Source organism: Paenibacillus brevis, from assembly GCF_018919145.1.
Lineage (GTDB): Bacteria > Bacillota > Bacilli > Paenibacillales > Paenibacillaceae > Fontibacillus > Fontibacillus brevis.
The window spans coordinates 1-14251 of the sequence record NZ_JAHLQJ010000009.1 but is presented as its reverse complement, the minus strand read 5'-3'; the positions used below and the strand labels follow the sequence as shown (position 1 = coordinate 14251).

Genomic DNA, 14251 nt, shown 5'->3' with positions numbered 1-14251 from the left:
GCACTGCCAGTATGAAACCATTAGCTTGCACGTATCACCTTGACATCGGCGGGAATGATCTTCTCGCCTTCATAGAGCATAAACCGGCCGTTCTGCCATTCCACCCGGAGCAATGCATAATCATCGGACTGGAACTGCCACACATGCTGTTCTCCGCCCTGCATAAAAGGAGTTCGTCCGGCAACCGTCACCGCGCCGATATATTGCTCCTCCAGATGAAACTGACGACCGTCCAGTTCAATCTCCGCAGGAACCGCATCAGGTGTATCCAGCCTTCCGTCAATCGGCCGATATAACTGATACTGCAAGGTCTCCCGTTCCTCAATATGCAGATAGCTGATCTTCACTCCGTCCTGCAGTGTCAACACAACCGCATTGCGGCTTGCGTTGTGTACGCGGCCTTGTACTGCATAGGTAACCAGTGATACCTCGCACATATCTCCCGGGGCAAGCGACAGCATGCTCTTCTCCGCCACCGGCGGCTCTGTCTTCGCGAACAGATTCCCGATCCTTCTCCAGACATTCATATCAGACAAGACCTCACTATAAGCTTACTTCTTTTCCTCGTATTGCTTGAGCAATGCAGCCAGTTCATCTTCCACTTGCTGATCCTTGCCAAGCTTGTCAAACTCGTCATCCAGACTCGATGGCTTGTTGAGCATGTCGTTGCTGGCTTCCGCATGAGCTTCCATTTGCAGCATTTTCTCCTCCATCCGCTTCATTCCGCTGCTAGCAGAATCGGCGTTGAAGCCCCCCATAGCCTTGTTGATCTCGGTTTGAGCCTTTGCCGCATTGTAGCGGGCAACCAAGGTTTCACGCTTGTTTTTCATATCAGCCAATTGCTTGCGCATTTCATCCAGCTTGCTGCGAAGATTGTCTGCGGAAGCTTTATTTTGCTCATACGCTGTCTTGTATTCAGCCATCTTGCCCTCGGCCGTTTTCTTCTCTTCCAGTGCGCGGCGGGCAAGCTCCACGTTCTGAGCCTGTGCGGCCGTATGGGCCTGTTGGGTCCGCTTCGCTACCAGAGCTTCCTGCTCCTCAAAAAGCGCTTTGAACTTCTTCTCGATCGCAATTTGTGCAGCGACAGCCTTTTCAGCGTCTTCCAGATCCTCTTGCATATCCCGGATATACTGGTCAGTCAGCTTGATCGGATCCTCCGCTTTATCAATCATGGCATGAATATTAGACATGGTCAGGTCACGCAATCTTTTAAAAATCGACATTGAATTAGCCTCCCTAATAAAAATATAGATCTTGATAAATGTTTACGTGCCTTTCAATTAGAGGTTTCAACTCTTTTTAGAGATTATTCAAAAAATCATCTTTTGATCACGAAGTATTTCGAGATGTTGATTCGACATCAAATCTTGCGTTCACCCTAGAAGTCCAAGCGGATGCTAATAAATCCATTCTATTTGCCTGTTCCGATAAATTCTTGCACCCAATAACCGTTGTAGTACCCTACACCGATCAGATTATAGTTCTTGTTCAGAATATTTGCCTTGTGCCCCGGACTGTCCATCCAGTCCTGCACAACCTCCTTGGCAGACCATTGACCCTTGGCAATATTCTCGCCGGCATAACGGTACGTAATATTGAACGCATCCATCATTTCGAAAGGAGAGCCATATACAGGAGATGTGTGATTGAAATAGTTCCTGTTGTACATTTCCACGGCCTTGGTCTTGGCCATTTTCGTCAAGTTTGTGTGCACCGTAAGCGGCTTCAATCCGGCTTCAACCCGAATCTGATTGACCAGTGCAACCACCTCGGCAGCCCGTTCCTTCTGTATCTGGGCATACAAGGCAGCTACAGCAGTGTTCGTTGCCGCATATGTAACTTGGTAGCCGGCTTGACCTGCTCCAATCCCTGTCCCCAAGATGCAAGCGATCATGCCTGCAGAGATCCATTTAATGAATGGCTTCTTCATGATGTGATCCTCCCACGAGCTAATCCGCGTTAAGTCGGCAGATGTTTTCTGGATAAAAAATGTGCTTCTTGTCATATTTTAGCATAGCCAGGTGCTCAATTCATGGGAAAATAGTGGCAAAAAACCTCTCCGCAAATCAACGAAGGGTAATCATGATCCCCTTTCGGGATGCGAAGAGGCCTATTTGGATTTTTCCAACGGAGTGATCCTTTATTTTTTTGAGGCGTATTTCCGCATATCGAATGCTACGGCTGCTACAATGATGGCCCCCTTGATAATAAGCTGCCAGTAAGGGCCGACACCAATGAACGTCAAGCCGTAGTTAATGACTGTGAAAATCAGCACCCCTGCCATCACGCCAGGGACTGTACCGATCCCGCCTGTGGTCGATACTCCGCCTACGACGCAAGCCGCGATCGCATCCAGCTCGTACATATTTCCGTAGTTGTTGGTTGCGCCGCCGGTTCTGGCCGCTTCCAATACCCCTGCAAGGCCATAGAGCGCACCGGCAATTGAATAAATGATGATCAGATATTTAGTTACATTGATCCCGGATACCCTTGCCGCTTGCTCATTTCCGCCGATGGCGTACATGTTCTTGCCGAGACGCGTCTTATTGAACAGCACCCATACGATAATACTTACGGCTATAGCGATTAAAACGATAAATGGGATCTTGAAATCGCCGCTCCCGAAGCTTCCCGAACCGATCCTCGTAAAGTCTTCGCGAAGCCCGCCGATCGGTTGAGATTGATTCGGATCGGTATCGAAATACAGGGAGTTAATCCCGTATATGGCTACCATCGTACCGAGCGTTGCGATAAATGGCGGAACCTTAAGCTTGGAGACGATAATTCCATTGATCATGCCAAAGATCAGACCGACAACGATGGCAATCAAAATCGGCCAAACCAACCAAAGCTGCGGGAGATCCGGGAAGAAACGCCGCGGATAGTCCTCTACCTGAAGCATGGAAGCCGAAATGACGGCTGTGAGTCCCACCATCCGGCCTGCAGACAGGTCGGTGCCCCCGGTAATGAGAATGAAAGCTACACCAAGCGCAATAATGACACGGGTTGAAGATTGAACCAAAATATCGCGGAACGTGTTGATGCCGATAAAGTTAGGATTATAAATGGCAATTCCAATGACCAGCACCGCAAGCACGATATAAATGGCGTTTTGAGACACAAAGCCTTGTATTTTTTTAATATTTACATTCATGATTTTATCCTCCTTCTCATTCCGTTAATGCTGGGCAGCCAGACGCATAACTTCTTCTTCCGTAGCCTGGGCTCTGTCAAGGATTCCCGTGAGCCGGCCTTCGGACATGACCATCACTCGATCAGACATGCCTAGCAGTTCCGGCATTTCGGATGAAATCATGATAATGCTCTTGCCTTGCTTTGCCAGATCCGCAATGAGTGTATAAATCTCGTATTTTGCGCCGACGTCGATCCCTCTTGTCGGTTCATCCAATAGCAGAATGTCAGGATCGGTAAGCAGCCAGCGGGCGAGCAGCACTTTCTGCTGATTGCCCCCGGACAGATTCATAATGAGCGTCTTCGGTGTCGGCGTCTTTGTGCGCAGCTTTTCCACCATCTTGTTGACTTCTTCTTTCTTTCGCTTTTCATTAAGCAAAAAATAAGGGGTCACATAACGTTTCATATTAGCGATCGCCCCATTCTCGTGCACGGACAGCACTGGGAATATCCCTGTCGTACGCCGCTCCTCGGTAAGCAAGGCCAAGCCATGCTTCTTGGCATCCTCAGGGCTTGTAATCTTGACCTCCTTGCCGTTAATCAAGACACTTCCCAACGAGATTGCCCGCAATCCGAACAGTGCTTCGACCAGCTCGGTCCGCTGTGCGCCTACCAGGCCGCCGATCCCGAGAATTTCGCCTTTGCGGAGCTCGAAGCTAATATCCTTGAACGATTTCGGCTCCGGCGAGGTCAAGCCCTCAACCTTCAGGATGACGCCGTTCGGAACGTTGAACCGGTCAGGGAAGCGCTGCGTCAAATCGCGGCCGACCATTTTCGAGATAATCAGATCGGTCGTCAACTCGCTTGCCGGCCAGGTACCGATTTTTTTTCCGTCCCGCATAATCGTGACGTCATCGGAGATTCTGAGAATCTCCTCCATTTTGTGAGAAATATAAATGATAGACACGCCGCGCTTCTTCAAATCATTGATGATTCGGAACAAGTGCTCTACTTCGACTCCTGTCAGGGAGGAAGTAGGTTCGTCCATCACGATAATTTGCGAATTAAAGGAAACCGCCTTGGCAATTTCGATAGACTGTATTTTTGAGACCGACAGTTTTCCGACGAGTGTATCCGGGCTCAAATCAATATCTAGTTGCTTGAACAGATCTTCCGTGTCCTTGTACATCTTCTTATGGTTGACGAATTTGACCGGTCCCCAGCCCATCATCGGAAACCGTCCGAGCCAGATGTTCTCCATCACATTCCGGAAAGGTACCGGGTGGAGCTCCTGGTGAATCATCGATACCCGATGCCTTAATGCATCGCTGGAATTGTTAATCTCAACTTTCTCGCCGTTAATTTTTATTTCGCCGTCATCCTGCTTATAAATCCCGAACAAGCATTTCATCAAAGTCGATTTCCCGGCTCCATTTTCCCCCATCAGGGCATGAACGGTCCCCGGTCTGACTTGTAAAGTAACGCCGTCAAGCGCTTTGACACCGGGAAACTCCTTTGAGATTCCGATCATTTCCAATGCATATTCCTGTTCTGACACTTGTTTCGCCCCCTAGCAAGGTTAATCGTACAGAGGCACAGTCCTGCTTCTCCTCCAGACTCCATTCCAATAAATAAAGGAGGTCCGAACCGTCCGGTACGAACCTCCCATTGCTCAGCTGATTATGAGAAGTCCTGCTGCAAGTGCAGCGGCTTATTTGAAATCGGCTGCATTTTCTTTCGTCACTTTTTGATAAGGAATCCATACGTACTGGTTATCCGTAATTTCAAAGCCTACACTATCCTTATTCACTTCACTGCCCTTAGCCAGCAGGGAGGCCAGCACTACAGCTGCCTTGCCTTGGTTCTCGGCATCGTTCAGCACCGTACCCAGCATGGTTCCTTGCTCTAGGGCCTGAAGTGCCGGCGCAGTTGCATCTACACCGACAACCGGCATGAATTTGTCGCCTGCGAAATACCCCGCTGCTTTCAATGCTTCAATGGCACCAAGCGCCATATCGTCGTTATTGGCAAATACAGCTTCAATCTTGTCGCCGTTGGCGGCGAGGAAAGCAGCCATTTTTTCTTGTCCCTTAACGCGGTCCCACATCGCCGTGTCTTCCGCTACCTTCTCCACCTTGATCCCGGCATCCTCAACCGCCTGGATCGAGTATTGAGTGCGAAGCTCAGCATCCTGATGCCCTGGCTCGCCCTTCAGCATGACATATTGCAGCACACCGTCTCCGTTCTTGTCCGCCGAAGGATTGGCATTCCAGTAATCCACAATGATTTGGCCGGACAGGGTGCCTGACTCTTCAGCTCTGGCGCCCACATAATACACCTTATCCCATTTCTTCATATCCTCCGGCAACGGCTCGCGGTTCAGGAAGACCACCGGCGTATCCTTCGCTTTGGCTTTATCGATAATGACGCCGGCGGCTGTACGGTCAACCGGGTTAACAATCAAGGCATTCGTCTTCTTCGTAAGGAACAGGTCAATCTTATCGTTCTGCGTCGGCTGCGAGTTCTGGCTGTCTACGATATCCACCTTGGCAATGCCGCTTGCATTTTTCTCAATCGCGTTGCGGACACCGGTCATAAAGGTATCATCAAATTTGTAAATCGCTACACCGATGTTGGTCTCGCCGTTTCCTCCGCTGGACTTGTCTCCGCTCCCGGAGCATCCTGTCAGGGTGGCGCCCAGCAATGCCGCCGCCATGAGTGCAGTTCCGATTTTTTTCATGTTTTGACCTCCTGATTATTTTCTCTTTCAATTTGGATACGCTTTCATTATGCAGGCTTTTCCGGCTGCTGCGAATCAAATATTCTGAGATGTTTTATGAAAATTCTACTGTGATCAATTATTTGACAAAGGGAAATAACAGCTTCTGATGCTCCGGCCACAGCATATTATCCAGATCGATCAGTTTGGTATCCGTAGGAATCTTATCGTCAAGCCGTTCGCCCCGGGCTGCCTTGACAGCCGCTGCTACCGCCATGTAGCCGTTATTGAACGGATTCTGAACCACCATGGCTTGAACCGTCTCCTCCTGGAGCAGTTCCAGCATTTCTGGAGGATTGTCAAAAGCAATCATTTTAAAACGCGGGCCAAGTCCCGCTTCCTCCACGGCTCTTCCCGCCCCGATCGACGATTCAGCACTGAGCGACACAAGCCCGGTCAATCCAGGATGCTGCCTAATCATTTCGCGGGTTAGCCTGTACGCCAGTTCCTCATCTGATCCGCAATACAGCACATCCACAATCCGAATGCCCGGAAATCGGGCGGCATAGTCCATAAAGCCTTCCTCCCGCTGATCCGCATTTCTCGCGCCTTGCACAAAGTTCACGATGCCGATGTCTCCTTGACCGCCAGTCAGCTCCATAAGACGCTCGGCTGCCTTTTGACCGGCTTCGTAATTGTTGGTACCGACATAGGTCTTTACCTTCGTGGAGGCCACCTCGGAGTCCATGGAAATGACCGGGATATCGTAATAGGAGGTTCGATCCGTCACTTGGCCCAGAGCCTCATAATCGCTTGCGGCCAAAATAATCGCATCCGGCCGTCGGGCAATGGAGTCCTCCATCAGCTGAATTTGTCCTTGAATATCATTTTCATTCTCCGGAGCAAGCACATTCAGGCTGACATTATATTCCTTGGCGGCAACTTCAGCCCCCATCTGGATCGTGCTCCAATAATCGCCCCGGTTCATCTTGACGATCATATCAATTACAATAGTATCTTCATCATTGGGCAGATCTCCGGCACCCGTACAGGCCGCAGTTATGATTAACAGTGAGATCGCGAATCCAGTCCTGAATAAGTGTGATAACTGCTTCATTCTTACATGCCCCCTTCGCGGGAATTAGAGTCTTGTACGGTCAGCGGCAAGGTAATCGTCACCGTCGTGCCCTCCTCCGGCTCGCTCTCATAATGCAATCCATAAGGCTTTCCGTAATAGAGCCCAATTCGCTCCTGCACATTGTTGACTCCCACCCCGGAGCCGCTTTCACTGCGAAGCTTGCCTGCCTTCAGTCCGGCAAGTCTCTCCTTGTCCATCCCTACTCCATTATCGGAAATCACGATGTTCAGAAGATCTCCTTCTCTGAGCGTACGGATACGGATCAAGCCCGGCTCTGGCGACGGCTCGATTCCGTGTTGAATCGCATTTTCCACAATCGGCTGGAGGATCAGCTTCAAGGTCAATGCATCCAGAATGTCCTCTTCCGCCTCTATCTCATAGCGGAATTTATTTTTGAAGCGGATATTTTGAATAATCAAATAATGCCGGACATGCTCCAGCTCATCCCGAAGCGGGATAATATGATCCCCCTTACTCAGGCTGATCCGGAAGAAGCGTGACAAGGAGGTAATCGTCGTTACTACCTCTTCGTTCCGTCCGAGCTCCGCCATTCGGGTAACCGAATTGAGCGTGTTATAAAGAAAATGCGGATTAATCTGCGATTGCAGCACATCAAGCTCGCTTTTGCGCTTTGCTTCCTGCTCGTTAATAATCTGATCCATCAGTTCCCGGATCCGCCGAAGCATCAGATTAAAGCGCTTGGACAGCTGCTCTACCTCATAAGCCCCGCTGACATACACATTGGTTCCGAAATCACCCCGCTCCACCATCTGCACCGAACGTTCCAGGCGCTGAATCGGCTGGGATATTTTCGCGGACACATAAATATTGACAGCCATAATGATAACAATCGCAACCAAAAGAAACCCGTATAGAAATTGGCTCAATTCCTGACGGGTCGTCAAGAACTCATCCGCATAGGCAACCCCGACAATTTTCCATCCTGCCGGCCTCACCGTCTGTATCGTAATCAGGCGCTTCTCGCCATCCAGATTGTCCATATAACTGCCATAGGAATAGTTAAGAACCGGCTCCAGATTTTCATATTTCAACCCGGCATAGATCAGTTGCTGCTGCGGATGGTAGACGATATTCCCCACATTATCGATGATATAGACGTAACCCTTCTTGCCCAGACTTACCCGCTGGCTCAGTTCGTCAATGGTCCGGAAATTGAAGTCCATGACCAGAACCCCTTGCTTCTCTTGCGCCCCGTCATTATATTGAACAAGCTTGCTCATCGATACGACCCACCGGTAATCCGATTTGAACAGGTTCTGAATGTGCGGAGGCGAAAATTGCAGGCTGTTCGGGTATTGGAGAGCCGATTCGAACCAGTTCTGCTCGGTCAGCTTTGTATTTTTGCGCATCCCATTAGTAGGCAGATTTCGCACAAGCTCCCCTTCCTGCGTGAAGAGAGCCATCGTCACTAGATCCTCCCGGGTGCTCAGAATAGTCTCCATCTGATCTCCCAGCCTGACATCGCCATGGAGATTCGGAGATTGCTGAATCCGCTTCTCGGCCACCGTGAACACATCCTGCATCCCGCCGACATACAGCTCCAGATTGGCATTCACCTGCTCGATGATCTGCCCCAGATTCATGTAAGCATTCTCTTCCGCCGTTCGGGCAGACCGCTCAACAAGCAGCACGCTAACCAGAACCACGGCGACAATAGTCACGGTCACAGAAGACATCGAAATCAGCACCTGAATCTTGCGGAAATGGAAATTCCGAATTGCTTTGCCGATATAACGCAGCCAGCTCATAACGGCTGGACTCCATTCCGGAATTCTTTAGGCGAGATTCCGAATTTCTTGCGGAAGCAAAAGCTGAAATAATTCGGGTCTGCAAACCCGACATGCTCTGCAATTTCAAAGGACTTCATGTCCGTGGTCAGAAGCAGATGCTTCGCCGCCTCCATTCTTAAGCCCATCAAATAATTCACGAAGGTTGTCTTCGTTTCCTTTTTAAAAATATTGCTGAAATATCCGGTGCTGATGTGGAGCTGCTTGCATACTTTGCCGATGGAAAGCTCGCTGTCCTGATAATGCTCATTCATGAACTGCTTGGCTTCCTCTACCAGCTTCTGATAGCCCGTCTGCCGCTCGCTCGCAATGGATCGCTTCAAGGTGAAGCAAATTCCCGTAAACCATCCCTTGGCTTCGGCCGAATGATTCAGCCGGGAGAACTGCCCCAGGAAAGCGCCCGCTTCTCCGAACAACGCCTCCAGATTTTCATGCATCTCCTGTGCGGCCTTAACCACAGCAGTCAGCATCAGAAGCAGGTATGCTTGCAAATCCTGATCTGTAGTCCGGCTATCCAGCAATCCGTTAAACAATCCGTCCAGCAATTGTTCAAGCTCCTCATCGCTTCCAAGCTTCAGACAGCGGATTAGTTCTCTTTCCTTTTCTTTATCAAAGGTGAAGGGGACAACCTGCCTCATCTCTACATCATCAATCCAGATGACCTTGTTGTTGCCTAGTATAAGCTGGTAATCCAGTGCCCGCATCGCATCCTGATACGAGGAATTGAGGTTGCTAAGCTCCTTTACTGCCGAACCCGCTCCGATGGTCAGGGTCAGCTTCAAGTAGCGTTCAGCCGTATAACGGATCTCTTCAAGCAGCTTCAGCGTCTTGCTTGTCATCTCTTCATGATCCTGGCTTTCGAATACAGCCAGAACAATGACCGCATTGAGATGAATGAATACAAGAGACTTGGAGCAACGGCGCACCAGCTCTTCAGCGACATTCAACACGGCAAACAGCTGGAGCTCGGGATCCTTCTCCTGAATCTCATCTCTATGAATGACAGCAACCATATACCCTTCGCCCTGCAGATCCAGATCATACTGGCTGCATTTCTCAAGGATTTCTTCCCTGCCCAGCGAATGGCTAACAAGACTGCTCAGGAACAAACTGCGCAGGACCGGGAGATTTCGGTAATAATGCTCTTTGAGCTGCTGGATATCCTCCCTCGCCTGGCGCTGTTGATCCAGCCTGTCCTTCACTTTATCGAGCACGGCACACAATTCCCCGGCAGAGAAGGGCTTGAGCAGATAGTCGTCAATGCCAAGCGAAACCGCTCGCTGAGCATATTCGAATTCCTCAAATCCGGTTAAAATAACTATTTTCGTGTCCGGGTATACCGATCGGATCCATTCCGACAGCTGAAGACCGTTCATGAATGGCATCTGAATGTCTGTCACCACGATGTCAGGCAAATATTTCTCGACCAGCTCCATGGCTTCTCTTCCATTTTCAGCCGTATCTACCACCTCGCAGCCGATACTCTGCCAATCTATCAAACTCAGCAATCCTTCTCTTACATCGACTTCGTCATCCACCAGCAACAGCTTGTACATCCGAATCAACCTTCTTCATCTAGGATTCTCACTCATTTCCAACAACCGATTCTACCCGATACTTGCATTTTTGTAAACGGTTTCTAAACGCTGCTGCTGCTTCTGATCCACGACCTTGGTCCAGTTTCATTTTCCGTCCCTGGTCTATTTAAGTATTCCAAGTATTTCGATACCATGTTAATATCAAATGGAACAGACCATTTGGGAATTGTTAACCAATTATAATGTGGGTGTGGAATAAATATGAACAATGAACAAACCAAACAAATTTATGTCTTACTCAGCAATCCCAATACCGTCGTCGCTAAAATGATTGGCTTTTACACCAGAGCCCCTTATAATCATGCATCCATTGCGTTCGATTCGGAGCTTAGAGAAATGTACAGCTTCGGCCGCAAGCATCCGATGCTTCCGATCCTGGGCGGCTTTGTTAAGGAAAACATTAATTCCCGCGTCTTCGATAAGGCTTCCTGCGCAATATACAGCTGTACGGTCAGTGAATCTATATACCATCAAATGAGAGACTACGTCCGTCAATTCGAAGAAAACAAGGACTTATACAGCTATAATTTCCTTGGCATCCTCGGCGTCGTGCTTAACATGGAGCTTGGAGGAAAAAATTCCTTCTTTTGCTCCCAGTTTGTAAGCAGCGTGTTTCAGAATGCAGGCATGCAGCTGTTGGACAAATCCGCTTGTTTGACTACGCCTGACGATTTGTCTACTTGCTCCTGCCTGAAGCTTCATTTCCGCGGCTCGCTGAACCACTACCGGGATAGATATTGCCATTCCAAGGCCGGATACGCGTTGCAGGAAATAACCCTGCTCCCGGCTAAAGCCAATTAATCTCCGCAGAAATGATAAAAGGATCATCCGTCGGAAGCGAACTTCCACAGATGATCCTTTTTAAACGAAATTTGAAATTACCCTTGTACTCTTTTACTCAAATGATAGCCTGCACTCACAAAACCGCAGCGTTCATAAAAAGGCTTGCTGGAAAAGCTGCTCTCCCGGGCAACCGAAACATGCAGCTGTGAGCTTCTGCGCACAGCGCCCCAGCGTTCGGCCTCGTCCAGCAGACGTCGCCCTATCCCCTGTCCCCGATGTTCATCATCGACGATCAGAGCTGTAATCAAAGTTACAGGTTTACTCATATCATGTGTCTGATGCTGCTTAAGAAATACCGTACCTACCACCTTGCCATCCAATTCGGCAACCAGACAGGACATCTGCTCATGATTTTCCAGCATGGCAAGCCGCTCCTTCAATACATTGACCGTTGTCGGATAACGCAACTGCCGCATCAATGGAATCATGTACTGCACATCTGCGCAGGAACTTCTTCGAATCACCAGGACAGGACTGCAAACCTGACTACTCAATGGGACCACTCCACCTTTTGATATACTTGCCGCAGTTCTCCAAAAACTGCGGACTAGGGTAACAATCATGGGTCGTTACGAACCAAAAATAGCTTTACTCCTATTCTCCTGCTAGAGGAGCCTAAATGCAAGTACATAATTACGAAATTCGCTAGAATTCGACAAGTTATTACAAATTATTTAAAACTTTGTCTAAATGTGAGTTCAAAAAGTCAGCTTTTCAGCACCGAGAAGGTTGCGGGAACCCGAAGAAGAAGGAACGGAGTGTAGGCAGAACCTACATAGTACCGGACTTCTAGGGTGAACGCAAGATTCGATGTCGAATCAACCCCTTGGAATACTTCGTGATCAAAAGATGACTTTTTGAACAACCTCTAAATGTGAGTTCAAAACGTCAGCTTTTCAGCACCGAGAAGGTTGCGAGAACCCGAAGAAGGAGGAACGGAGTGTAGGCAGAACCTACATGAGTACCGGACTTCTAGGGTGAACGCAAGATTCGATGTCGAATCAACCCCTTGGAATACTTCGTGATCAAAAGATGACTTTTTGAACAACCTCTTCGAAGGATTCGACCTGTTTCAGCCTCTGCAAAAAGTCTCTCGTCTCTGTCTCATCCCCGCTCAGTGTTTGAATTCCGGTCATCCATTCGTTCCATTGGACCTCGATGAATGCCGTCACCTCGCGCAGTCTCCGGGAATAGCCTTGGGCATAATATTCAATAAGCCCTTGGCCAGCTTCCTCCACGGCATCCTGAAGCACAACAGCAAGCGGCTGTTCTAAAGCCTGTCTTAACTCGCGTCTTCCACCCCCTTCAAAGAATAATTTCGAGCTCTTGAAGTAGCTATCATAATCTGCCGCTGCCAAGCTGTGTTCAAGTCTTCTCTTCATGAGAGAAGGGGTGTCCCAGGGACTCCTGTGCTCGGTTATAAATACAGGGGCATCTTCAAGCTCGAGGATGAGCTCGTCTAGCCCGCCTTGGATGTGGCTCGACATCAAGCTCTCGCATTTCTTTTCCAACCGCAACGAGGTGGCTTGGAGTTCCCTTTCCAGTTCTATAGAGAGCTGGCTCAACCAGCCGTGAAAAGAAGCGCCGAATCTGGCCCGCTTCGATCCCGCTTCCTCGGACAGCAAAGAGGGATGAAAAAATTCCTGGAATAAATCCCCTGCGTACAGCTTCAGGCGGTTCCTCGCATGGAAAAGCAATTCTTCCGCCTCCTGCCTGAGCTCGGGAAGACGAATCCCGCGCGCAAGCTTGGCTGTAAAAGCCGACACCGCCTTCGAGTCTTCCTGCAATCTTGCAAGCTTCTCTTCGCGCTGCTCCCGGCTGTGTTGCAGTGCCAGCTGCCATTCTTTCGCCTGCGCAAGAACAGTTTGCAGCTCTCGGGAGGCCGATTCCAGTGCCAGATGGGTAAGCTGACGGTTGATGAAAGTATAGAAGGTCTGCTCGAATACCGTTAATCCCGAAGCATCCAACAGGGAGGAATCCCCTCTCTCCTTGGCCTGGCGGGCAAGCTTGCTGGAGAGGGCGAAAACCTGCGGTTCAGTTATGCCTGCCCGGATCAAGCCTTCTTTAACATAGCCGGTTACTTCATCAAGCTCCTGGCTGGATGAAGCAAGATCTGCCGCGTTGACGATAAAGAACATTTTGTCTAAAGCGAAGCTGCCCTTCACTCTGCCAAGATGAGTTAAAAACTGCCGGTCCACTCTGGAAAAGGCATGATTATAATACGTTACGTAGAGCAAAGCATCGCATTGCTTCATATATTCAAAGGTGACTCCGGTATGCCGCGCATGAATGGAGTCGGCCCCCGGCGTATCGACGATGGTCAGTCCTTGTTCAGTCAATGGACAGCTATAGTAGAGATCCATCCACTCTACAAAGCAGGCTTTGCCCTCCTGAGCTGCGTAAGCGGCAAACTCCTCGATATCCGTTAACTGCTGTGTCCCTAATTTCCCCTCATGTGCTTCCCACTGAGATGCCGCGGCTTTCAGGAAGGTGTAATGGGTTCTTCCCGGTGCAGGAATCTCTTCTGGCTTAAGCCGAGCCACTTCCTCTCTCCACCGATTCGCTTTCCACTTGCCGAGCTGAAGCGCCTCATAAGAGTGGGCGAGATCGGCCTGCATCGCTTCCGCCGACTTGAAGGCGATGCAGGCCTCCTTGTGCGCCCGACCGGATGGGGGCGCAACAATGCGCGTAATCGCCGCCGTTGTCGGATGCGGCGATACAGGCAGGACGAGTTCGCCGAGCAGGGCGTTGGCGAACGAGGATTTGCCTGCGCTGAAGGCACCGAACAGCGCAATCGTGTAGCGGCCCTCGCGCAGCTGGGCCGCCCGGGCGCGAAGCTCCCTCACACCCGAGCCGAAGGCCGGGTAGGGAGCGAGCGCCTCCGCCGCCGCAGCCAGCTGTGCTGCTGCGGCGTGCAGCCGTTGCCGGCCCGTCGCGTCGGTGGCCGGCAGGGCCGTGCCTGCGCCCGCCGCGCGAGGCTGCGGCACGGGCGTCGGCGCCTGCGGCTGCCGCT

The 14251-nt window shown here is 50.1% G+C and carries 12 protein-coding genes; 1 reads left to right on the top strand and 11 read right to left on the bottom strand.

What is annotated here, in order from left to right; genetic code table 11:
- Positions 1-20: 20 nt before the first annotated feature.
- The 9 genes from KQJ23_RS11425 to KQJ23_RS11385 form a co-directional block, all read right to left on the bottom strand.
- On the bottom strand, positions 21-527 hold the full coding sequence (locus KQJ23_RS11425) for a DUF4178 domain-containing protein (RefSeq protein ID WP_216479021.1): 507 nt from the start codon (positions 525-527) through the stop codon (positions 21-23).
- A gap of 24 nt (positions 528-551) precedes the next feature.
- Positions 552-1223, bottom strand: coding sequence for a PspA/IM30 family protein (locus KQJ23_RS11420; protein ID WP_216479020.1), 672 nt, complete (start codon positions 1221-1223; stop codon positions 552-554).
- Positions 1224-1411: 188 nt separating this feature from the next.
- Positions 1412-1930, bottom strand: coding sequence for a CAP domain-containing protein (locus KQJ23_RS23745; RefSeq protein WP_346779386.1), 519 nt, complete (start codon positions 1928-1930; stop codon positions 1412-1414).
- A gap of 210 nt (positions 1931-2140) precedes the next feature.
- Positions 2141-3154 carry a galactose/methyl galactoside ABC transporter permease MglC gene (mglC, locus tag KQJ23_RS11410; protein WP_216479018.1) on the bottom strand — a complete coding sequence of 338 codons (1014 nt, stop codon included), beginning with the start codon at positions 3152-3154 and terminating at the stop codon, positions 2141-2143.
- 24 nt (positions 3155-3178) lie between these two features.
- On the bottom strand, positions 3179-4663 hold the full coding sequence (locus KQJ23_RS11405; protein WP_249529711.1) for a sugar ABC transporter ATP-binding protein: 1485 nt from the start codon (positions 4661-4663) through the stop codon (positions 3179-3181).
- 180 nt (positions 4664-4843) lie between these two features.
- Positions 4844-5872: a galactose ABC transporter substrate-binding protein gene (locus KQJ23_RS11400; protein WP_216479016.1), complete on the bottom strand. Its 1029-nt coding sequence runs from the start codon at positions 5870-5872 to the stop codon at positions 4844-4846.
- A gap of 118 nt (positions 5873-5990) precedes the next feature.
- Positions 5991-6968, bottom strand: coding sequence for a substrate-binding domain-containing protein (locus KQJ23_RS11395; protein ID WP_216479015.1), 978 nt, complete (start codon positions 6966-6968; stop codon positions 5991-5993).
- Positions 6969-6970: 2 nt separating this feature from the next.
- Positions 6971-8758 carry a sensor histidine kinase gene (locus KQJ23_RS11390; protein WP_216479014.1) on the bottom strand — a complete coding sequence of 596 codons (1788 nt, stop codon included), beginning with the start codon at positions 8756-8758 and terminating at the stop codon, positions 6971-6973.
- Positions 8755-10353 (bottom strand): response regulator, encoded by a 1599-nt coding sequence (locus tag KQJ23_RS11385; protein ID WP_216479013.1) that lies wholly within the window; start codon positions 10351-10353, stop codon positions 8755-8757. Before KQJ23_RS11385 ends, KQJ23_RS11390 begins: the two co-directional genes overlap by 4 nt.
- 243 nt (positions 10354-10596) lie before the next feature.
- Between KQJ23_RS11385 and KQJ23_RS11380 the strand changes: the two genes are divergently transcribed.
- Positions 10597-11196, top strand: a complete 600-nt coding sequence (locus tag KQJ23_RS11380) for a C40 family peptidase (RefSeq protein WP_216479012.1) — start codon at positions 10597-10599, stop codon at positions 11194-11196.
- A gap of 77 nt (positions 11197-11273) precedes the next feature.
- Here the strand turns inward: KQJ23_RS11380 and KQJ23_RS11375 are convergent, their stop codons facing one another.
- Positions 11274-11741, bottom strand: a complete 468-nt coding sequence (locus tag KQJ23_RS11375) for a GNAT family N-acetyltransferase (RefSeq protein ID WP_346779385.1) — start codon at positions 11739-11741, stop codon at positions 11274-11276.
- 522 nt (positions 11742-12263) lie between these two features.
- The coding region (locus KQJ23_RS11370) for a dynamin family protein (RefSeq protein ID WP_216479011.1) at positions 12264-14251 on the bottom strand (1988 nt) is incomplete at its 5' end.

Coding starts and splice junctions, on each gene's coding strand:
- KQJ23_RS11425 (WP_216479021.1), bottom strand. CDS start 527: ATGAATGTCTGGAGAAGGATCGGGAATCTGTTCGCGAAGACAGAGCCG.
- KQJ23_RS11420 (WP_216479020.1), bottom strand. CDS start 1,223: ATGTCGATTTTTAAAAGATTGCGTGACCTGACCATGTCTAATATTCAT.
- KQJ23_RS23745 (WP_346779386.1), bottom strand. CDS start 1,930: ATGAAGAAGCCATTCATTAAATGGATCTCTGCAGGCATGATCGCTTGC.
- mglC (WP_216479018.1), bottom strand. CDS start 3,154: ATGAATGTAAATATTAAAAAAATACAAGGCTTTGTGTCTCAAAACGCC.
- KQJ23_RS11405 (WP_249529711.1), bottom strand. CDS start 4,663: ATGATCGGAATCTCAAAGGAGTTTCCCGGTGTCAAAGCGCTTGACGGC.
- KQJ23_RS11400 (WP_216479016.1), bottom strand. CDS start 5,872: ATGAAAAAAATCGGAACTGCACTCATGGCGGCGGCATTGCTGGGCGCC.
- KQJ23_RS11395 (WP_216479015.1), bottom strand. CDS start 6,968: ATGAAGCAGTTATCACACTTATTCAGGACTGGATTCGCGATCTCACTG.
- KQJ23_RS11390 (WP_216479014.1), bottom strand. CDS start 8,758: ATGAGCTGGCTGCGTTATATCGGCAAAGCAATTCGGAATTTCCATTTC.
- KQJ23_RS11385 (WP_216479013.1), bottom strand. CDS start 10,353: ATGTACAAGCTGTTGCTGGTGGATGACGAAGTCGATGTAAGAGAAGGA.
- KQJ23_RS11380 (WP_216479012.1), top strand. CDS start 10,597: ATGAACAATGAACAAACCAAACAAATTTATGTCTTACTCAGCAATCCC.